At 66.5% G+C, this 21,473-nt stretch carries 18 protein-coding genes; 9 read left to right on the forward strand and 9 right to left on the reverse strand.

Annotation, left to right across the window (positions count from 1 at the left end):
* Positions 1-630 precede the first annotated feature (630 nt).
* Complete coding sequence (locus ON44_RS01835) at positions 631-1,527, forward strand: LysR family transcriptional regulator (RefSeq protein WP_040686012.1); 897 nt, start codon at positions 631-633, stop codon at positions 1,525-1,527.
* A gap of 797 nt (positions 1,528-2,324) precedes the next feature.
* Here the strand turns inward: ON44_RS01835 and ON44_RS46440 are convergent.
* Complete coding sequence (locus ON44_RS46440; RefSeq protein WP_051181332.1) at positions 2,325-3,977, reverse strand: MinD/ParA family ATP-binding protein; 1,653 nt, start codon at positions 3,975-3,977, stop codon at positions 2,325-2,327.
* 443 nt (positions 3,978-4,420) lie between these two features.
* A complete protein-coding gene (gene leuA / locus ON44_RS01845) occupies positions 4,421-6,214 on the reverse strand; it encodes a 2-isopropylmalate synthase (RefSeq protein ID WP_040686013.1) in 1,794 nt (597 codons plus the stop codon).
* 230 nt (positions 6,215-6,444) lie between these two features.
* Here leuA and ON44_RS01850 point away from each other — a divergent pair, with 230 nt between their 5' ends.
* The 5 genes from ON44_RS01850 (at position 6,445) to ON44_RS01870 (ending at position 11,829) form a co-directional block, all read left to right on the forward strand.
* Positions 6,445-7,212, forward strand: a complete 768-nt coding sequence (locus ON44_RS01850) for a sulfite exporter TauE/SafE family protein (protein ID WP_040686014.1) — start codon at positions 6,445-6,447, stop codon at positions 7,210-7,212.
* A gap of 67 nt (positions 7,213-7,279) precedes the next feature.
* A complete protein-coding gene (locus tag ON44_RS01855; protein ID WP_040686015.1) occupies positions 7,280-7,462 on the forward strand; it encodes a DUF1272 domain-containing protein in 183 nt (60 codons plus the stop codon).
* A gap of 128 nt (positions 7,463-7,590) precedes the next feature.
* Positions 7,591-9,165, forward strand: a complete 1,575-nt coding sequence (locus ON44_RS01860) for an alpha/beta hydrolase (RefSeq protein WP_040686016.1) — start codon at positions 7,591-7,593, stop codon at positions 9,163-9,165.
* A 135-nt stretch (positions 9,166-9,300) separates the two neighbouring features.
* The gene (locus tag ON44_RS01865) at positions 9,301-10,923 is read left to right on the forward strand and encodes a GMC oxidoreductase (RefSeq protein WP_040686027.1); all 1,623 of its coding nucleotides are present in this window, start codon (positions 9,301-9,303) and stop codon (positions 10,921-10,923) included.
* A gap of 57 nt (positions 10,924-10,980) precedes the next feature.
* The gene (locus ON44_RS01870; RefSeq protein WP_040686017.1) at positions 10,981-11,829 is read left to right on the forward strand and encodes a hypothetical protein; all 849 of its coding nucleotides are present in this window, start codon (positions 10,981-10,983) and stop codon (positions 11,827-11,829) included.
* Here the strand turns inward: ON44_RS01870 and ON44_RS01875 are convergent.
* The 4 genes from ON44_RS01875 to ON44_RS01890 form a co-directional block, all read right to left on the reverse strand.
* Complete coding sequence (locus ON44_RS01875; protein ID WP_040686018.1) at positions 11,807-13,018, reverse strand: low temperature requirement protein A; 1,212 nt, start codon at positions 13,016-13,018, stop codon at positions 11,807-11,809. The genes ON44_RS01870 and ON44_RS01875 overlap by 23 nt on opposite strands.
* 38 nt (positions 13,019-13,056) lie before the next feature.
* Positions 13,057-13,515 (reverse strand): SRPBCC family protein, encoded by a 459-nt coding sequence (locus tag ON44_RS01880; RefSeq protein ID WP_040686019.1) that lies wholly within the window; start codon positions 13,513-13,515, stop codon positions 13,057-13,059.
* Positions 13,516-13,817: 302 nt separating this feature from the next.
* Complete coding sequence (locus ON44_RS01885) at positions 13,818-14,006, reverse strand: DUF1918 domain-containing protein (RefSeq protein WP_040686020.1); 189 nt, start codon at positions 14,004-14,006, stop codon at positions 13,818-13,820.
* 60 nt (positions 14,007-14,066) lie between these two features.
* Positions 14,067-14,657 carry a TetR/AcrR family transcriptional regulator gene (locus ON44_RS01890; RefSeq protein WP_040686021.1) on the reverse strand — a complete coding sequence of 197 codons (591 nt, stop codon included), beginning with the start codon at positions 14,655-14,657 and terminating at the stop codon, positions 14,067-14,069.
* A 58-nt stretch (positions 14,658-14,715) separates the two neighbouring features.
* Between ON44_RS01890 and ON44_RS01895 the strand changes: the two genes are divergently transcribed.
* Positions 14,716-15,291, forward strand: coding sequence for a dihydrofolate reductase family protein (locus ON44_RS01895; protein WP_040686022.1), 576 nt, complete (start codon positions 14,716-14,718; stop codon positions 15,289-15,291).
* Between the two features lie 46 nt (positions 15,292-15,337).
* On the opposite strand, the gene ON44_RS01900 is transcribed toward ON44_RS01895, so the two are convergent.
* The gene (locus ON44_RS01900) at positions 15,338-15,949 is read right to left on the reverse strand and encodes a dihydrofolate reductase family protein (RefSeq protein WP_040686028.1); all 612 of its coding nucleotides are present in this window, start codon (positions 15,947-15,949) and stop codon (positions 15,338-15,340) included.
* A 159-nt stretch (positions 15,950-16,108) separates the two neighbouring features.
* Here ON44_RS01900 and ON44_RS01905 point away from each other — a divergent pair, with 159 nt between their 5' ends.
* On the forward strand, positions 16,109-18,949 hold the full coding sequence (locus ON44_RS01905; protein WP_169338025.1) for a helix-turn-helix transcriptional regulator: 2,841 nt from the start codon (positions 16,109-16,111) through the stop codon (positions 18,947-18,949).
* A gap of 133 nt (positions 18,950-19,082) precedes the next feature.
* Here the strand turns inward: ON44_RS01905 and ON44_RS01910 are convergent, their stop codons facing one another.
* A complete protein-coding gene (locus tag ON44_RS01910) occupies positions 19,083-19,490 on the reverse strand; it encodes a secondary thiamine-phosphate synthase enzyme YjbQ (RefSeq protein WP_040686023.1) in 408 nt (135 codons plus the stop codon).
* Positions 19,491-19,512: 22 nt separating this feature from the next.
* Entirely contained in the window at positions 19,513-20,064 is a 552-nt protein-coding gene (locus ON44_RS01915) for a MarR family winged helix-turn-helix transcriptional regulator (RefSeq protein WP_245566977.1), read from the reverse strand.
* Positions 20,065-20,217: 153 nt separating this feature from the next.
* Between ON44_RS01915 and ON44_RS01920 the strand changes: the two genes are divergently transcribed.
* Positions 20,218-21,473 (forward strand): aspartate kinase (locus ON44_RS01920; RefSeq protein ID WP_040686025.1); only part of this gene is annotated, 1,256 nt, incomplete at its 3' end.

The raw sequence follows: 21,473 nt of genomic DNA on the forward strand, positions 1-21,473 counted from the left end.
GGTCGTCGAGGTGCTATCGGGCGGCGTGGAAACGGCAGCGGTCGTAGTCTCACTACCGGGCACGGGAGTTGCGCATGCTGCGACGTCGGTGCCTGCGATGGCTCAGGTCGCAGTGTGGCCGTCGGTGGCAGTGTCGGCAGACTGCTGCGGGTGCGCGATCGGGTGGCGTGGGAATGCCGGGGGTCGCAGTCTCGCTACCGGCTGTGGGAGTGGCGCGGGTAGCGAGGTCAGCGCAGGTCGTCGAGGTGCTATCGGGCGGCGTGGAAACGGCAGCGGTCGTAGTCTCACTACCGGGCACGGGAGTTGCGCATGCTGCGACGTCGGTGGCTGCGATGGCGTTGGTCGTAGTGTGGGCGTCGGTTGCTGTGTCGGCGCATGCTGCGGGTGTGCGATCGGGTGGCGCGGGAATGCCAGCGGTCGCAGTCTCGCTACCGGGCGCGGGAGTTGCGCATGCTGCGGCGTTGGTGGCTGCGATGGCCTTGGTCGCAGTGTCGTCTTCGGTGGCAGTGTTGGCGCATCCTGCGGGTGCGCTATCGGGTGGGGCGGGAATGCCGGCGGTTGCAGTCTCGCTACCGGCTGTAGGAGCGGTGCATGTCGCAGCCGCCTGAGGATGTGCGGGTTGGGCCGCCGATGGCGGTCGAGCGGCTGCGGGTGCTGCGGGAATTCGCGGATCGAGGGACGATCGCCGCTGTGGCCGAGGCGCTTTCGATGACTCCTTCGGCGGTATCGCAGCAGCTCAAGGTGCTTGCCAAAGAGGCGGGTGTGGCGTTGCTCGAGCCCGATGGGCGGCGGGTTCGGCTGACCGATGCGGGGCAGGCGCTTGTTGTGCGCGCTGACGAGGTGCTCGCCGCGATGGACCGTGCGGTGGCCGAGATGGCGCACTATCGCGGGTCCGCGCGCGGTCGGGTACGGGTCGCGCTGTTCCCATCCGGCGCGGCGCTGCTGCTGCCGCGGGTGCTGCCCGCACTGGCCGACAGTGGTGTCGAGGTCGTCGCTCGTGACGAGGACCTGCCGCCGAGTGAAGTGCCGCGGCTGCTCGCCGACTACGACATCGTCCTCACCCACCGCGACGAGCGCTCGCCCGGTATCGCGGGCGCTCGCGTCAGCACCACGGTCATCATGCGTGAACCCACCGATGTCGTTGTCGCACCGACCCATCCGCTCGCGACCCGCACCGAGGTGACCCCGGCCGAACTCGCCGAGGAGACCTGGCTCAGCGTCCGCGGCGGCTTCCCGGTCGACGACGTGTTGCGCTCCATCGCAACCATGACCGGCGTCCAACCCCGTATTGCGCAGCGCCTCAACGACTTCCGGGTAATCGAAACCCTCGTCGCCGCGAACTACGGCGTCGCTCTCATGCCGCGCTGGGCCGTGGCTCACCCGGACCTCGCCGTGCTACGCCTGTCCGGCGTCCGCGCCGCCCGCCTCTACGAACTGGCCACCCGCCCGCACGCCGCAACCCGCCCCGCCATAGCCACCGTCCTGCAAGCCTTCCGCACTGCGGCCGCCGAAGTCGCCGCCGAATAGTCCCCACTGCCTGCTACCGCCCACCCACTCACCACCTCGCAGAGGATGTGCCCCGTGCGCCGTCCGCACTGGCACTCACTACCTGTGCGCCGTGGAATCCGGTGGCGCACACCGTGTGGTGCTGTCGCAGAGGCGGCACCCTGTGTGCGGCACTCACTACCTATGCGCCAGCCGAATTCGGGTATGCGGGTGCGCCTGTCGCTCGCGGCGCTGGCGACTGTCGTGCCCGTGTGGTGGAGTCCGGTGGCGGACATCGTGTGGTGCTGTCGCAGGGGCGGCATCCTGTGTTCCGCATTTACTGCCTGTGTGCCAGTCGAATTCGGGTATGCGGGTGCGCCTGTCGGTCGCGGCGCTGGCGATTGTTGTGCCCGTGTGGTGGAGTCCGGTGGCGGACATCGTGTGGTGCTGTCGCAGGGGAGGCACCCTGTGTTCCGCATTTACTGCCTGTGTGCCAGTCGAATTCGGGTATGCGAGTAAGCCTGTCGGTCGCGGCGCTGGCGATTGTTGTGCCCGCATGGTGGAATCCGGTGGCGCACACGGTGTGGTGCTGTCGCACAGGATATGCACCCTGTGTGCCGCACTCACTACCTGTATGCCGCGGAATCCCTGGACGTGGCGGGTTTCGTCGCAATCCGTTGGCTGCCAAGGCTCGGCCGTCGCTCGGACAAACCCTCTCTATGCCGAAAGGCTAGTGCTCTCGGGTTTGGCACCATCCCGTCGAGCACAGTCGAATTGCGGTGTCGGACGGCGTGGCGAGCCACCTTTCGACTGCGCTCGGCGCGCAGCCGGACGGGGCACTAGTAGTGTCGGGGCGGGCCCGGGCGGTACTGCTGGGTGCCGATGTAGCCGAAATCGTCGGCGACCATGGCGGCCAGTTCCAGAAGGGCACGCCGGGTCGGCTTGCTCACCAGTTCCAGGTCGATCTCCGCGCCCTCGGCGAGGTGATCGTCGAAGGGCACCACCTGGACCGCGCGGGTGCGGTCCAGGAACAGTTTGCGTAGCTGGTCCAGGTCGACGGTAGAGGCGCCGCGGCGAGATGCGTTGACCACCACCACGGTTCGCTCGACCAACTTGCTGTAGCCGTGGTGGTCCAGCCAGTCCAGGGTGGCCGACGCACTGCGGGCGCCGTCGATGGCGGGTGAAGTCACCAGCACCAGCGAACTGGCCATATCGAGCACACCGGCCATGGCCGAATGCATCAGACCGGTGCCGCAGTCGGTGAGGATGATGTTGTAGAACGACTGCAGGATGCTGATGGCCTGGCGGTAATCGGCCTCGCTGAAGGCCTCGGAAACCGCCGGATCCTGTTCACTGGCAAGCACTTCCAGTCGGCTCGGCGCCTGGGACGTATGCGCCCGGACATCGGAGTACCTGGTGATGTGGTGATCCTCGAGCAGGTTGCGCACGGTGGAGCGGGTCTGCCGTGGCACCCGGTGCGCCAGGGTGCCGAGGTCGGGATTGGCGTCGATCGCGATGACCCGGTCACCACGCAGCGAGGAGAACGTCGATCCGAGCCCGACGGTTGTCGTGGTCTTGCCGACGCCACCCTTCAGCGACAGGATCGCGATCCGATAGTCCCCGCGCACCGGCTGATTCACCCGGTCGACGAGATCGCGGTAGACGACATCCGCCGCGGACTCACCCGGATTGATCATGCCGCCGGAGGCCTTGTGCACTGCGCGTCGCCAACCACTGCGCGGCGCCTTGCGTGCTCGCTTGAGCAGGTTCAGGTCATTGACCGAATGTCCCGGCTGCCCCGGATGCGGCACATGCTGCGGCTGGAACGGCTGCTGCGTATTCGGCGGGCCGCCTTGCCATCCCGGCGGCGGGCCCTGTTCGGTATACGGCACCATCCCGGTGCCGGGTCCTTGCTCGCCATACGGCATCAGACCGGTGCCCGGCCCCTGTTCGGCATACGGTAGCGGCTGCTGGCCGACGGGCGGTTGCCCCATCGGGGGCTGTTGCCCCATGGGCGGCTGCTGATACATCGGCGGCTGCTGCACCGGCGGTGGCGGCGCCCAACTGTAGATCGGCGGCTCGGCCTGACTTTCCACCGGAACCCGCCGGACCAGCCCGTCGGGCCCGATCTCCTGGCGGTATTCGCCATAGGACGGTTCGGGCTGTACCGGATGGTTACCGCTCTGGCCGGGACCCGGCTGATACGGCTGCGCGAATTGTCCGGTGTTGTACGGCGTTCCGGGCGGCGCGAACCCCTCGGGCGGTCCGTACTGCGGCTGCTGCGGAACCCCGGCCTGCGGGTAGCTGTTCTGATCCGTTGGCCCGCCCGGATATCCGGTGAACTGTCCCGGTTCCGACTGCTCGGACTCATCGGGCTGTTCGGTGACCTCGGTGGCCTCATGCTCGTCGGTTGCGGGCTCCGCGTCGACGGGTACGGACTCGGACGTTTCGTCCGGCGCCGAGGAGTCGGTGGTGACCTCGGCCGTGTCCACCGAATGACTCTGCAGCCAGGGCGGAGAAGTCGGGTTGTGGTCGTTAGTTGTCACAGTTCCCCCATCTGCTCGGGAATTCGAGCAGAGAGCTCGGCGCTTGAATGCGAATCAACGCTAGCACGGGGTACTCGCCCCCGCGCCGTGGTATACACGACCACCTCGCCGAATGACACACCGCGACCAGCCGCTACTTGCAAACTCGAAAGCACTGTCCACCAGCAAGATCGAGAGCCGGGCACCCAGTTCGGCAACAAAATGCCCCCAACGTGCGCCCGCCCCCACCGTACTCCGCCCCCCGCACCCCCGTGCTCCATTCCGTCAGCCCAAACGCCCCCCGCCACGAACGAGAGATCAAGATCAGGTGGAAGTTATGGCGGCATCGCCCGAGAAGCCCCCGCCACCAGTGCCACCTGATCTTGATTCTGAGTGGCGGGGGCGGGGGGTTAGTGCGCCCGGTTGACCGCTGAGACCACGGCTCGGAGTGACGCGGTTGTGATTGAGGTGGCGATGCCGACGCCCCACACCACCTTGTCGCCGATTGCGCACTCCACATAGGCCGCGGCCTGCGCGTCGTCACCTGCGGACATCGCGTGCTCGGAGTAATCCAGCACTCGCACATCGAATCCGACCGTCGCGATCGCGTCGACGAATGCGGCGAGCGGTCCATTGCCCGCTCCGGTGACTTCCTGCTCGACGCCGTCGACCTTGACCACCGCGGTGATCGAGTCCACGCCGCCGTCGGTCTCCGATGCCGTGACCTTCTGGCGCATCCGCTCCAGCGGCCGGATCGGGCTCAGGTATTCGTCCGCGAAGACATCCCACATCTCCTTGGGCGAAACCTCGCCGCCCTCGCCGTCGGTGATCTTCTGGATCGCCTGGGAGAACTCGATCTGCAGCCGGCGCGGCAGCACCAGCCCGTGGTCGGTCTTCATGATGTAGGCGACGCCGCCCTTACCGGACTGCGAGTTGACCCGGATGACGGCCTCGTAGGTGCGGCCCACATCCTTCGGGTCGATCGGCAGGTACGGCACCTCCCAGACGATGTCGTCGACATCGGAATCGGCGGCGTCGGCCGCGGCCTTCATCGCGTCCAGACCCTTGTTGATCGCGTCCTGATGCGAACCCGAGAATGCGGTGTAGACCAGGTCGCCGCCGTAGGGGTGGCGCTCGTGCACCGGCAGCTGGTTGCAGTATTCGACGGTCCGGCGGATCTCGTCGATATCGGAGAAGTTGATCTGCGGATCCACGCCGCGGGAGAACAGATTCATCCCCAGCGTCACCAGGCAGACATTGCCGGTGCGCTCACCGTTACCGAACAGGCAGCCCTCGATGCGATCCGCACCGGCCTGATAGCCCAGTTCGGCGGCGGCCACCGCGGTGCCCCGGTCGTTGTGCGGATGCAGTGACAGCACGATCGAATCGCGGCGGGCCAGGTTGCGGCTCATCCACTCGATCGAATCGGCGTACACATTCGGGGTCGCCATCTCGACGGTCGCGGGCAGGTTGATGATCATCGGCTTCTCGGGGGTGGGCGCGATGATCTCGGTGACCGCGTCGCACACCTCCTTGGCATAGGACAGCTCGGTGCCGGTGTAGGACTCCGGGCTGTACTCGTAGCGCCAGTTGGTGTCCGGATACTTCTGCTCGGTCTCCAGGCACAGCTTCGCGGCATCGGTCGCGATCTTCTTGACCGCCGCCTGGTCCGCGCGGAACACCACACGCCGCTGCAGGACCGAGGTCGAGTTGTAGAAGTGGACGATCACATTGGCCGCGCCGGCGCACGCCTCGAAGGTGCGCTCGATCAGTTCGGCGCGACACTGGGTCAGCACCTGGATGGTGACGTCGTCGGGAATCGCCCCGTCCTCGATGATCTCGCGGACGAAGTCGAAATCGGTCTGGCTGGCCGACGGGAAGCCGACCTCGATCTCCTTGTAACCCATCCGCACCAGCAGGTCGAACATGCGGCGCTTGCGGGCGGGGCTCATCGGGTCGATCAGGGCCTGGTTGCCGTCACGCAGGTCGACGGCGCACCAGCCGGGGGCGCGGTCGATGATCTTGTCCGGCCAGGTGCGGTCGGGCAGTGTGATCGGCTCGACCTCCTCCGCGAAGGGCCGGTAGCGGAAAGTTGGCATGGAGGAGTTCTTCTGCCGGTTCCAGGCGGGCTGGTCGGCAGGGGCGGGCTTACTCGGAGCGGTGATGGTGCGTGAGCCGGATACGAAGGCGTCAGCAGGGGACATGCGATTTTCTCCAGGGTGTGGTGGATCCCAGTTATCGGGTCGACCGGCGCGGCAGAACCCCGCGACGGGAGGCCAGTCCGATCAGACCCCGTCGCGGCGGCCGAGAAGAAGTGCCCGCTGCATGATGTCGGCGAGTTTACCGTGCCGCGAGGGGCGGCCGAAAGCCCGGTCCCGATCATCCGGTCATCCGACCTAACGATTAGCGTTCCGACCGGCTGGAGGTACTTCATATGACTTGGCTGGAACAACTGGCGGTCTTCGGTGCGGGCATCGCGGCGGGCGGCATCAACACCATTGTGGGATCGGGCACCCTGATCACCTTCCCGGTGCTGCTCGCCTTCGGGATTCCGCCGGTCACGGCGAACGTTTCGAACACCATCGGTCTGGTCCCCGGTGGCGTCAGCGGGGCGTACGGCTATCGGCGCGAACTCGAGGGCCAGCGAGCCAGGTTGGTCCGGCTCGGCAGCGCATCCCTGCTCGGCGGCGTCACCGGTGCGATCCTGCTGCTCATTCTGCCCGCCGCGGCCTTCAAGGCGATCGTGCCGGTGCTGATCATCGCGGCGCTGATCCTGGTCGTGGTCCAGCCGCGGTTGGCGCGCTGGGTGAAGGAGCGCCGCGCGGCCGACACCGGTCCGGCGCCCGAACACGGTGGCCTGATCCTGTACGTCGCGATATTTCTGTGCGGCATCTACGGCGGTTATTTCGGCGCCGCCCAGGGCGTGTTGTTGATCGGGTTGCTCGGGGTGTTCGTACACGAGGACATCCAGCGGCTCAACGGGGTCAAGAATGTGCTCGGCCTACTGGTGAACGCGGTCTCCGCGGTGGTGTTCACGGTGATCGCCGATGTCGACTGGCGGGTCGCCGCGCTGATCGCGGTCGGTTCGATCATCGGCGGTCAGCTCGGCGCGAAGATGGGCAGGCGGATGCCGCCCACCGCGTTGCGTGCGGTGATCGTCGTCGTGGGCAGCATTGCCGTGGTCCGACTGCTGATGTCGTAGTCCGGCCGGATGCGTCGCGCAATAGTCTGTGTGACCGGCAGTTGTAGTGGATCGGCGGAGGAGTGGCATGGCGCTCGAGGTGCGGGCCGTATGCGAGCGCTGCGATGTTGCCCTCGCGCCCGACGGCCTCGCGCATATCTGCAGCTACGAATGCACCTTCTGCGATCCGTGCACGACAGCGATGAATGCCGTCTGCCCGAACTGCGGCGGCGAGTTGACGCGTCGCCCGCGGCGGACTCGACCGGTCTAGTGCGCGTCAAGGGATCGCGTCGGGGGAAGGCCCTACCGCACGGCGCTGGGCGATCAGGGTTGTGGCGCAGTGGGATTGGTCCCAAAGGAGGACGACGTGGGCCGGGTCCGCAGCGCAGGATGATCGGTATGCGCGGGTGGAAGATCGTCGGGTTGGCACTGATCGTCTTGGTGCCGTCATTGGTTGCGTGCGCCCGGCAGAGCGAGGCGGTATCGCAGATCGCCGAACTCGTCGCGCAGGCCGATGCGGCGCCGACCCCGAAGCTCGATTGGGTGCAGTGCACCGAACCAGAGTTGAACAAGTATCAGTGCGCAACGGCTGCGGTCCCGATCGACTACGCGCAGCCGAACGGCGCGACGCTGTCGCTGGCTGTCCTCAAACAGCCTGCCGCCGATAAGGATCGGCGCATCGGCACCCTGTTCACCGCGGTCGGCGGGCCGGGCGGTTCGGGCTTCGAATGGGCCGGCCATGGCGAGCTGTTCTCCGGCGAGCTGGCCCGCCGGTTCGATGTGATCACCTTCGATCAGCGCGGCATCGGCCGCAGCGGGCAGGTGCGCTGCTTCCCGAATGCCGAAGAGCAGCACCGGTTCTGGTCCGCATTCTTACTGCCGCCGACCAATGCCGAACAGGAGGGCATCGCCGCGCGCAACGCTCGTGAGCTGGCTGCCGGATGCGCCGCGAACAGTCCGGAGCTCCTGCCGCATCTCACCACCGTTGACGCCGCCCGCGATCTCGATCTGCTGCGTCGCGCGGTCGGCGAGGCGACGATGAACTACGAGGGCGGGTCCTACGCGAGTTATCTGGGCGAGGTCTACGGCGCGCTCTTCGGCGACCGGGTCCGCGCACTGCAACTCGGTTCGATGATCGACCCGGACGCCTATACCAACGATACGAGCGGCCAGGTCGCCGACTCCGCGGCGGGCACCGAGGAGGTACTCGCGGAATTCCTGCGGCTGTGTGCCGAAGCGGGACAGCCACGCTGCGCGTTCGCAGGTCCGGCCAAGGCGGACGCCGACGCGCTGCGCGTCCGCAACGATGCCGTGCTCGACCGGCTGCGTCAGGGCCCGATCGAGGTCGGGCAGGGTGAGCGTGCCCGCGCGGTGACCCTGACCGAGGTGCTGCCCGCCCACGCCACCATGCTCTACGACCCGAGGCAGGGCTGGCCCGCGCTGGCCGAGCTGCTCACCGAACTCGAGCGCGGTCCGGCGGGCAATCCCGATGCCGTACAACAGATTCTGGCTGCGGGTGGTTTCACCGAAGACTTCCTCGAAGCCTTCACCGCGATCAGCTGCGCGGACAACAACTTCGGTCACGAACCCGAGCAATGGCCAACGCTGGCAACAGAACTCGTGAACACCGCACCGCATTACGGCGCCATGTGGCTGTATCTGCGCCAAGTCTGTGGGGCCTGGCCCGCAGCCACCAAGGGGTATCCGCAGCGCATCACCGGTCCGTGGATTCTGCGCTCGGATAAGCCGGCCCTGCTGTTCAACAATCGGTTCGATCCGGTCACCCCGCTGACGGCCGCCCGCCGGGCCCAGCAGGAAATGGTCAACGCCAGGCTGGTGGTCATAGAGGGTGGCTATGGCCACCTGGTAGTGAGTGACTGCGCGGGCCGTCTGCAGGAGCACTATCTCGTCGACCTGCAGCTCCCCGCACCCGGTGCGACCTGCAAGCCGGATAGGGCACCGTTCGCCGACTGACAGGCTGCGCGTTCTTCCGGTTTCGGGGTGCTCGGTTTCCTCGGCGAGTCGACCAAGATCATCGCCAAGCACTGTTCAGCACACCGGAATCCCGGTAGTCTGCGCTCGGCCATGCATGATGAGGGAGGTGGCCGGGTGCATAGACGTGCCTTTTTCAAGGCAGCAGGTACGGCCGCGATGTTGGGTGTCGCGGGTGCTGCAATGGGTGCGGGCCCATCCGGTGCCGTAGATCCCATGTGGGACAACATTTTCCGCATGTGGGTCCCGGAAATCTTTGCGCCACTTCCCGATCCGCCCGAGCATTCGCCCGCGATCGTCATCGGCTCCGGCTTCGGCGCTTCGGTCACCGCACTGCGCCTGGCCGAGGCCGGCATCGCCAATACCGTGCTGGAGCGCGGTTCGCGCTGGCCGAACGATCCGTGGCGCGAGATCTTCACCGGTGACGATCTGCCCGACGGCCGCGGCTTCTGGCATCGCACCAACTTCACCGGCGTCACCAAGGTGCCGACGCATTTCGCCAGCTTCGGCGGGGTGCTCGATTGCACCGAATACCCGGGCATCGACGTGTGGCGGGCGGCCGCGGTCGGTGGCGGCTCGGTCATCTTCTCCGGTGCGATGGTCGCGCCCGAGCGCCGCTTCTTCGACCAGGTCTTCGGCGGCACTGTCGATTACGGTGAAATGGAGCGCGTCTACTACCCGCGTGTGCGGGAGATGTTGCGGCTCAGCCCTATTCCGGCGGACCTGTACGCCGCTTCGCCGTTCGCGCATTCCCGGGCCTGGGACGAGCAGGTGCGCAGGGCGGGCTATCAGCCGGTCGCCAATGACTCGATTTTCAACTGGGATGTGCTGCGCGGCGAAATCGCAGGCACCACAAGGCCTTCCGCGACGGTGGCGCGCAGTAATCTCGGCAACTCCAACGGCGCGAAGTTCGACCTCAACCAGAACTACCTGCGGTATGCCCAGGACAGCGGCAAGTCCGCAATCTATCCGGGGCACCGCGTCGACGCCATCGCGCAGGAATCCGGCGGCCGCTATTCGGTGACCGTGACAAAACTTTCGCCGACCGGCGAGGTGATCGGCACCCGCACCATCACCTGCGACCGCCTGTTCCTCGGCGCGGGTTCGATCGGCACCTCGGAGCTACTGGTGCGGGCCCAGGCCACCGGCGCACTGCCGAACCTCAACGAGCACGTCGGCGACGGCTGGGGCACCAACGGTGATGTGGTGCTGGCTCGCGGCGCCAGCCAGTTGGCCGGTTTCGGTCAGGGCGTGCCGAGCGCGAGCCGGATCCTCGACGAATCCGCAGTGCCGCTCACGCTCGAGAATTGGTACATCCCCGGCATTCCGTTCGAGACCGGCGCGCTCGCCTCATTGGGCATGGTGCTCGATCCGGCTCGCGCGCGCTTCGGCTACGACCGCGCCCGCAATGCGGTCGGGCTGTCCTGGTCGGCCAAGAACCGTGACGATATCGTGGCGGCCGCCCGCGCGGTCGATCACCGGATCGCCGAACGCTCCAATGCCCTTGTCGAATACAGCGCACTCGGCTACGACGCGAACGCGCTGTTCACCGCGCATCCGCTGGGCGGTGCGGTGCTCGGGCGGGCCACCGACGGCAACGGTCGTGTGCACGGTCATCCGGGCCTGTACGTGATGGACGGTGCGGCGGTCCCGGGCAGCACCGGCACGGTGAACCCGTCGCTCACGATCACCGCGCTGGCCGAGCGCAATATCGAGGCCATCATCCGCGCTGGGAAGTAGCCCGGCGCGGCGCGTATTACTGTCGGCGGGACCGTTCGGCGTCGAAGGGATCCTCACGTGGCAACTCCAACCAGGCCGACCACGCCCGGCCTCGACGACGGGCCGAAGCTGGATTTTCCACGCAAGCCGCCCGCGCTGTGGTCGGACCTGGTGATGCTGGCGCTGGCGATCGTCTCGGTCGTGCTGGTCACCTGGGTGAGCTTCTTCGATGTCTCCGCGCACACCTACCGCGTGATCGTGGTCCTCGACTACTCGGTCTGTGCGATATTCGCCGCCGAATTCCTCTGGCGCTGGCGCCGCGCGGGCTGGCCGTGGACGTTCCCGTTCATCTATTGGTACGAAGTGCTCGGCATGATCCCGGTGACCAGCCCGTTCTTCCGTGGGTTCCGGTTACTGCGGATCGTGGTGATCGCGGTCCGCCTCGGCCGGGTCGCCGATCGGGCCCTCGGCGATCGGGTGACCGCCGCGGTGGTGAACCGGTTCGTGACGACCATCGTCGAAGTCATCAAGCGCCCCATGACAATCGCCATACTCGACGAGGTCGCACATGTGCTGCGCGCGGGCCACTACACCCGCAATATCGCGGCGGCGCTGGAGGAGAACCGCGCCGAAATGGACGAGATGATCCTCGAACTCATCAAGAACGATCCGAAGGCCGGACGGGTCCGCTACATCCCGTTCCACGACGAGATCATCCGGCTGATCGCCGACACCACATTTCGCATCGTCTTCCAGGTGCTGGCCGATCCGCGCACGGACGAATTGGTCTCGGACATGATCCGCGAGAACGTGGATCAGATCCGAGACGCCGTGCACAACGGGGTGCGCGTCGAGCCGTCCAATTACGGCCCGACGCCGCACGAGCAGACCGTGCGCTACCACCTCAGCCGTGTGCCGCGTGCCTGATCTCATCGCGCGGCTGCGCGTAACGCAATGTCTCCCAGACGATCAGCAGCACCAGTACACCGCACAGCAGCGCGAGTGAGGCCAGTGCGGGCAGCGCGCAGGCCGCCGGGATCAACGCGAGCAGCAGCACAGCGGCCACCAGTCGCGGCACCGTGACACTGCCGGTCGCGTAGTGCTTGAATCCGACCAACGCGATCAGATACAGCACGACACCGCCGTACAGCGCGCACAGCGGGATGCCGTACAGCGCGTCTGTCAAGCTGTGCGCCGATTCGTCGGCGACGTAGTAGAGCACCTTCTTCAGCCCGAGCGAAAGCAAGATGATTCCGGCGATCATCGGGAAATGCCAGAAGGTGTAGGAGTTCCGAGCGATCTTGATCTGCCGCTCGCCCTCGGCCCGCTGCAGCTCGTGCTCCACCGCCAGCGCCGCCACATCGAAGTAGGCCCACCACAGCAGACCCGAAACCGCGAGCCCCAGCATCGATCCGACCGCGATCGGCCACGAAATCGGCAGTCCGGCAACGCCGATGCCGATCGAGACGATCGATTCGCCCAGCGCCACAATGACGATCAGCCCGTAGCGCTCGGAGAAATGGCGGGCCGAATTCAATCGCCAGTCCTCGCCCGCCAGCAGGGTCCAGCCCATATCCCCGGCGATCGCGGCGATCCACAGCACGATCTGTGCCGTCCCGGAGGTCATCGCGGCGATGACGAGCAGGGTCGTGCCGATGGTGATCGACCCGAGACTCCACCGCAGAACCTGATGGCGCAGTTGCGAATCCTCGGCACTGGCCAGCAGGAACATGCCCAGGTGCACCAGGCGCACGATCAGATACGCGATCGCGAAGACCAGCGGTCCGTACCATCCGCCGGGGGCATCTTTGAATGCCTCGGGAATGGTGAGCGCGGCCAGGAATCCACCGCCCATCGCGACGAACATGGCGACCCGCGCGATGCCCTCGTCCGCGCGCACCGTATTGCCCAGCCAGGAGTAGGCGATCCACAGCCACCACATGACAGCGAGTACCAGGCCGGCGCGCAGCATGTTCTTGGCGCTGGTGTCGTGTGCGACCAGGCCGGTGACCATGGTGAACGCGAAGACGAGCACCAGGTCGAAGAACAACTCGAGCTGAGTTACCGACGCATCCTCGGCCGTTGGCAGCAGGCGTGCCCGTTTGGAACCGATCATGGTTCACATCGTCGCATCCGAATGCGACAGGTGCGTTCCTATACGGCCTGATAGTTCTCGTTCTCGGTGAAGCCCTCAGCGAACTCGATGAAGTTCTGCGCCATGGCTTCATTCAAGCGCCGCATGGTCCGGCGTACCAGCATGCCCGGGATCGGGAGCGGAACGTAGATGTCCTGGTGGTACCAGACATCGGTGCCGTCGTCGCCCTCGGTGACCTCGAACCAGCCACCGCCCTTGACCCCGCGCGTACTGTCGGTGACCTCCCAGGATGACCGGACGTCGGTCCATTCGTACTCGAGCACCTGGAGATCCGAGCTGCCCATCAGCTCCGTTTTGACGAATACCCGGCGGGGGCGCAGCGCGTCATCGCGGCTGGCTACCCGAGCGTCGGTGTAGGACGTCGACCACTGCGGCAGCATCTCGACGGCTGCTAGTGCATCCATTACCTGCTCGGGATCGGCGTCGACGACGAAACGGATATCGGTCTTTGTACGCATTCCATACCTCCGCCCCCGCCCAACTACATCGGCAAATTGTGCCCAGCGACACATTCGCAAGTCAACTGAGCGGGCAGTGCCCGAAGCCACATCGGCCGCATATCTCGGGGGGATCACGGTCGATTATGTACGGCGAGAACAAGTTACGGTTCAGTATTTTCGAATGAATCGCGATATCGCCGGTCCAGTGGACTTGCCGTAGGAGCTGCCTGGGCGTAAGTCGATCGTGCGCAAGGTATTCGCATCTTCGGCTGCGCAGGAGGTAACGGGCCCGCGGCGAGCGGGCCCGTGCGCGCGGCGGCTCAGTGCGGCGTTGGTTCGATGATCGCGTCCGGGCCCGGGTAGACGAGCGATTCGTGCCCGTCATCGAATCGCACCACGTACGGCGGTGCGCCCTGAGGCCCGCGGACTTCGACTATTTCGCCGTGGCGATCACTCTGTCCCACAACGTGGCCGTGCACGAGGAGCCGGTCTCCGACATTCGCCATCATCGCCCCATTATCGAATGACAGTGATGCGTGTCACAAGGGTTCCCCGTACGGCGCGGCGTTTCACTCGTTAGCGACGAGTCGATCGACCGCTGTCTCGATCAGCTCCTGGCTCTGCGCCTCGGTGAAGATTCCGGGCAGCGTGAGCCGGTCCATGATCAGCCAATTCAGTGCCAGGTACAGCAGAATCACCGATTTTTCGTCCCCGGGCAGTCCGGCTTCGAGATGGTTGCGCACATTGAAATCGAGATCCGCGCGCACGGCCTCGGTCATGACGGCGCGCAACGCCGGTCGCCGAGTCGCCTCCAGGCGCAGCTCGAGCATTGCCAGGTAGCCGGTGCGGAACGCCTCGATGCGACCGACCGTCTCCCGCAGCAACTCGGTGATATGCGCCCGCGTCTTCGGGCCGGTCGCGAGGTCGGCCATGGTCGCCGCGCTCGGCGTCAGCCGTTCGTAGAACCGCCCGCCCACCTGGGTCAACAGGTCGTCACGATTGGCGAAGTAGTTCGACGCCGTACCCGCGGGCACCCCGGCCTCCTTGTCCACCGCACGAAAGGTGAGCCCGCGCGCCCCCTCCTTCGCCAACACCTCGATCGCCGCATCGAGCAGCGCTTGCCGCCGCTCCGGATTCGTCCGCACTTGACACCACTCCATCTGTAGTACTACCTTCAAACCACTTCAATTAGAGTACAACGGATCGGGCGGTATTGATATGCGAAAACTCGTCTACTTTGTCGGCATGTCCCTCGACGGCTACATCGCGGGGCCCGGTGACGACATCAGCTTCTATCCGGTCGGTGACGACATGTGGGACTGGATGAAGGCGCAGTATCCGGAGACGCTCCCGACCCATGTCCGCCCACATATCGGCCTTGCGGTCGATGCGCCGAATCAGGAGTTCGACACCCTGGTCATGGGCCGCGGAACCTACGATCCGGGCCTGGCCATCGGCGTGACCAGCCCGTATGCGCATATGCGGCAGTACGTCGTTTCGAGTTCCCTCGGCCCCATCGATGATCCGCAGGTCGAGGTGGTCGCGAGTGATCCGGTCGGCCTGGTGCGTCGGCTGAAGCAGGAGGACGGCATGGATATCTGGCTGGCCGGTGGCGGCAAGCTCGCCGCACAACTGCTCGGCGAGATCGATGAGCTCGTCATCAAGAGTTATCCGGTGGTGGCCGGGACCGGAACCCCGGCCTTCGCAGGCGAATTCGATCCGACCTTGTTCACACCAACCAAACGCACCGAATTCGGCAACGGTACGCAGGTCACCTGGTTGACCAGGGCCTGAGGCCACGGCCGTGGCGGCAGTGCGCCGCCACGGCGCCTGGCATCCCTCACCGCTCGCCTTCGCCGATCCGGTCGTACACCAGGACGATCGCACCGGAATCGGTGGTGGACAGATCGGTGAGCGACCAGCTGGTCGCCGGCACGCCGTCCTCGAACAGTCGCGCGCCGCCGCCGACCAGTTCGGGGCACAGCGTGATGATCAGCCGATCCAGCTCGCCCGCCGCCAGCAAGTTCTCGATCACGCTGACGGAGGCCAATACCACGATGTCGCCGCCGGATTCGGCGCGCAACTGCTTGACCGTCGCGGCCGGATCGGCCTCGGCAATGCGGGAGTTCGGCCACGGCGTTTCGGTCAGGGTGTGCGAGAAGACCACCTTGTCCACCGCATCGAGCCAGGTGGCGAATGCCCTGTCGCGCTGCTCGGCGTTCTCGTCGGCGGCGACGGCGGGCCAGTAGCCGCCGAAGCCCTCGTAGTTCTTCCGGCCGAGCAGGGCCGTGGTCGCGGTGGTGGTCAGCTTGACCATCTGATCGCGGGAGGCGTCGGTCACGGCGTGCGGCACGATCCAGCTCATGTCGTAATCGCCGCCGCTGCCATTGGTCCGGCCGTCGAGCGACAGCGAGATATTGGCGATGACACGGCGGGTGTTGGTCTCGGTCATGGTCGGTTCCTTTGTTTCGGTGGCGCCCGGTGGGCCGCTGCCATGAATACTTCCGGCGCGGCCACCCCCGAACATCTGCCAGCTGGCCGATATTCGGGTGGACAGGTGGCCGATACCCGGTGGTCGGATCGGGGCGGTCGTGGCAGACTCCGAGGCGCGATGATCGACTCCGACCAGCACTTTCCGCCCGAGCTGTCATCATTCGTCGGCCGCGCCGAGGAACTGGCCACGCTCATCGCCGCGCTCGCGCCCGGACGGGTGCTCTCCCTGGTCGGCCCGGGTGGCTGCGGTAAGACCCGGTTGGCATTGCGGGCTTGTGCTGCTGTCGCCGATTCCTGGCCCGACGGCATCCGCTGGATCGGTTTGGCGGATGAGCGCGCCGCCGACGGCGTTGTCCGCGCGATCGCGTCGGCGCTTGGTATTCCGCTCGCGGCGGCCGGTTTCGAGCCGGCGGAGTCCGACGGGCGGCTGCCGGTGTCGGGTGGGCTGCCGCCGGAATCGAGTGAATCGCAGGCCACGGTCGCGGATCCGGTGCGCATGGTGGCTCGAGAATTGATGTCCAAGACCATGTTGCTGGTGCTGGACAACTGTGAACACCTCCGTGACCCGGTGGTCCGGATCTTGGCGGCCATCCTGGCCCGTGGCCCCGGCGTCGGTGTGCTCGCCACCAGTCGCGTAGCGCTCGACCTGCCCGGCGAACGGGTGCACCGGATATCGGCGCTCAATCTGGCCGACGCACTCGAACTCTTCCTGGAACGAGCAGGCGGTGCGGAGCCGGGCCGGGATGCGCTGGCCGCCGCGCGTCGGGTGTGCGATCGGCTCGATCGACTACCGCTCGCTCTCGAACTCGCCGCGGGCTGGGCAGGCACGCTCTCGCTGGCTCAGCTGGCGGATGCGTTGCGGGATCCGTTCGCACTGCTCGACGACGACACCGGTCGTGCGCCGTACCGGCAGGCCACGCTGACCGCATCGATGCGGTGGAGCTATGACCTACTCGACGCGGATGAGCGCGAATTATTCCGGCGTCTGGGGGTTTTCGAGCCCGGCTTCGCTGCACGGGCGGTCACCGGCCTGGCTGAGCGGCTGGGTGTTGCGGCTGGGCGCTATCTGCGCGCGTTGCGCGGCTTGATCGGCAAATCGCTGGTGTCCGCGGATACCACTGGTGCGGTGGCCCGCTACCGAATGCTCGGCGTGGTGCGCGATTACGCGCTGCTGCGGCTCGATGAGGCGGGCGAGACGGCTGAACTGCGTGATCTGCACCTGGATCTCATGCTGGTACTGGTCGAAGAGGCTGCGCCGATGCTGGATTCGGACAAGGACGCGTGGCGTACCCAACTCACCGTCGAGTACCCGAATCTGCGTGCCGCCATCGAATGGGGCTTGCACCGGTCCGATTCGGGTAACCCGTCCGCCGCTTCGGGCGGCTTGCCCACTGCTATGTCGAGGAACATCCAGGCAGTCGGCAGCGCCAGTGACCCGACGGCGGGGCGGCGGCTGGCGGCCTCGGTGGCTTGGCTGTGGCATCTGGGCATGCATGCCGCCGACGGTATTCGGCTGCTGGAACGTGCTGCGGCGCAAAACAATGGCTCCCGTGATGAGACGCAGGCGCGGGTGCTGCTAGCGCAGGCGCTCGTCGCGGATACCGCCTTGCCCGGGTTCGTCAGCTATGAAAAGGCCTGCGCCGCAGCAGAACTCGCCGATGATCTGGGGCTGGCCGATGTCGGCTCGCTGGCCCGTGTGCTCATCGCCATCGGTGCGATCGGTTTCGATCTGGACCGTGCCCGTGCTGAGGCGGCAGCGGTACATGCGGACGCGATACGTGCCGGTGACGGCTTCGTCGTCGATGCCACCCAGGCGCTGATCGGCCTGGTCCATCTGCTGCGCGACGAACACCGTGACGCGATCGACCAACTCGAGCCCGCAGTATCCGGTTTGCTCCGGCGCGGCGACCGCGCCATCGGATCCTCCGCACTGTGTTGGCTCGCATTGGCGACCGCCCAATCCGGTGCGCTGCCCCGCGCGATCGAACTCGCCGAACAGGCGGTAACCACCGCGGCTCCGCTGCGCGATTTCCATCGCATCGCACTGGCCCGTGCCGCACTCGCCGAAATCCTATTGTGGGCAGGCAGATCCGAGGCTGCGGCCGCGGCGCTCGCACCACTGGACCGACTCGTCGATGGCGCCGAGACGGCGCCGTTCGTCCCCGGCTGGGAGCGGGTGCACGCCCTGCTCGCACTCGATTCCGGACGACCCACCGATGCGATGATCTGGTGTCGGCGCGAAGGCCGTTGGCAGCAGCGCCCTTCCGACGACCAACTGACACCGTGGACGCGGCTGGTGCTCGCCCGCGCCCATCGGGAATCGGGTGCCGAGTCCGAGGCTGCGGCTCTGCTCGACCAGTTGTCGGCGGCACCGCTGACCACGCTCCTGCCGTCCGTGCGCGCCGCGGTACTCGAGCAGCGGGCGTTACTCGCTCCGGATACCGAGCAGGAAATGCGAATGCACCACGAGGCCTTACGCATTCGCGACGAACATGGTCTGGTGCTCGCCTGCGCGGACAGTCTGGCGGCCTTGGCGGCGGTGGCGCTGCGGCGCTCATCCTTCGAGACCGCGGGTCTGCTGTTCGGTGCGGCCGATCGAGTTCGGGCCGACGCCGGATCGGTTGTCCGCGTGGCCATTCCCGACGAACCACAGCTGCTGGAATACCTCGAGCGCGGCCGCGCCATGTCGTTGCGGGAGGCGATCGACTTCATCACCCGCGCCCGCGGTAAACGCAACCGCCCCGATTCCGGCTGGGAAAGCCTCACACCCACAGAGCGTTCGGTGGTCGAACTCGCCGTCTCCGGTCTGACCAATCCGGAGATCGCCGCGCGCTTGTTCATCAGTCGGGGCACCGTCAAGACGCATCTGGCCCATGTCTACGCCAAGCTCGGGATTGCCAATCGCACCGAACTCGCCCGCCGCGCGCCGAGTGACTCGTCCAATCAGCTTCTGCGGTAACCGAGTCTCGGGCTCGGCGCCATCCCGTCGAGCGCAGTCGAATTGCGGTGTCGGACGGTGTGGCGAGCCACCTTTCGACGACGTTCGGCGCGCGGCCGGACCTGATAGCGAAGCAACCTATCTGGACGGGGCACTAGCCGCCTAGAAATGACAGGCGCACTTGGCGATCCGAGTTGTCGACATTGAGATCGACCAGCGCGATCGACTGCCAGGTGCCCAAGGTCAGCGCGCCGCCGATGACCGGGACGGTGGCGTAGGGCGGGATCAATGCGGGCATCACGTGCGAGCGGCCGTGCCCGCGCGAGCCGTGGGCATGCCGCCACCGATCATCGGCGGGCAGCAGATCGCGCAGTGTGGCGAGCAGGTCTTCATCGCTGCGCGCCCCGAGTTCCATAATCGCGATCCCGGCCGTGGCATGTGGCACGAAGATATGCAGCAGCCCGTCCGCACCCGCCTCGCGTGCGAACGCCGCGCACTGCGGGGTGATGTCGTACACGACCTCGGATCGTCCCGTGGTCACCTCGATCACCGTGCTCTTCATGGCTACATCGTCCTCCTCGCGCTCAGTCGGTGTCGTCCGCCCGCAGCAGCGCCGTCACCCGCACCGATGTCTCGTGCAGCCGGTTGAACACATCCAGCACCAACGCCAACTGCTCGACCGAATACCCGGCCATCGCCGCCCCGAACTCGCGTGCCATCACCTCGTAGTGCGGCGCGATCTCATCGATCCGCTCCTGGATCACGCTGATATTGACCCGCCGCCGGTCCTGCGCGTCGTGTTCGCGCCGCACATAGCCCGCTTTCAGCAGCCGGTCGATCATGCGCGTGATGGCGCCGGTGGTCAGGCCGGTACGCGCGGCCAGTTCCCCGGCGGTGGCCGGACCGCCGAGGCGGAGCAGGTTCAAGCAGCGCAGATCCGTCACATGCAGGCCGAGTCGGTCCGCGACGGCTTGGTGCATCATCACGCCGTCATTGGCGCTCTGCTGGGCCGCGATGCTCAGCGCAGTCGACAGCTCGAACAGCGGCACGTGGCAGGCGGTGATGGCCTGCAGACGACAGTGGCCGTTCGGCACGACGGTGAATGGCTGCTGGCCGCCTTTCAGAACACCGGACACCACTGGCTCATGGAATCCGTTTCGGCCAAGTTCGATTCGCGAATGGCCCCTTCGGTACTCGCGGGCTGAGGAGGTAGGAACAAATCCGCTGGACGTCGGCCGGTACGCTGGGGTGCTGTTAGCAGCTGATTGTCGATCTTGGAGGACCCTGTCGTGGCTCTCGTTGTTCAGAAGTACGGAGGATCCTCGGTAGCGACCGCCGAGCGCATCCGGCGCGTCGCTGAACGGATCGTCGAGACGAAGAAGCAGGGCCACGACGTGGTGGTCGTCTGCTCGGCCATGGGCGATACCACCGACGAGCTGCTGGATCTGGCGCAGCAGGTGGCGCCTGCGCCGCCGGCTCGGGAAATGGACATGCTGCTCACCTCGGGTGAGCGCATCTCCAATGCGCTGGTCGCCATGGCCATCCATTCGCTCGGCGCCGAGGCTCGCTCGTTCACCGGCTCGCAGGCCGGTGTGATCACCACCGGATCGCACGGTAACGCCAAGATCATCGACGTCACCCCGGGCCGGGTGCGCGCCGCGCTGGACGAAGGTCTGGTCGTGCTGGTCGCCGGTTTCCAGGGCGTCAGCCAGGACAGTCGCGATGTCACCACGCTCGGCCGCGGCGGCTCCGACACCACCGCGGTCGCACTGGCCGCGGCGCTGGAGGCCGACGTCTGCGAGATCTACACCGATGTGGACGGCGTCTTCACCGCTGACCCGCGGATCGTGCCCGACGCGCAGCAGCTCCAGCAGGTCTCCTATGAGGAGATGCTCGAGCTCGCGGCCTGCGGCGCGAAGGTACTCATGCTGCGCTGCGTGGAATACGCGCGCCGCTACAACGTTCCGGTGCATGTGCGCTCGTCCTACACCGACAAGCCCGGCACCTACGTCTATGGATCGATGGAGGACATCCCCTTGGAGCAAGCAATCCTCACGGGCGTCGCGCACGACCGCAGCGAGGCCAAGGTGACCGTGGTCGCCCTGCCGGACGAACCCGGCTATGCCGCCAAGGTATTCCGCGCGATCGCCGACGCGGAGATCAATATCGACATGGTCCTGCAGAACATTTCCAAGGTCGAGACGGGCAAGACCGATATCACCTTCACCCTGCCCAAGACCGAGGGCGCGCGTGCGGTGGAGATGCTGACCAAGCGTCAGGACGAGATCGGTTTCTCGCAGGTGCTCTACGACGACCACATCGGCAAGGTCTCCCTCGTCGGCGCGGGCATGAAGAGTCATCCGGGCGTCACCGCCACCTTCTGTGAGGCGCTGGCGAACGCGGGCGTGAATATCGACCTCATCTCCACCTCCGAGATCCGGATCTCGGTGCTGGTCAAGGACACCGAACTGGACGAGGCCGTGCAGGTGCTGCACAAGGCCTTCGATCTGGGCGGCGACGAGGTCGCCGTCGTCCACGCGGGAAC

This window comes from Nocardia vinacea NBRC 16497 (genome assembly GCF_000308835.1).
Classification (GTDB): Bacteria; Actinomycetota; Actinomycetes; order Mycobacteriales; family Mycobacteriaceae; genus Nocardia; species Nocardia vinacea.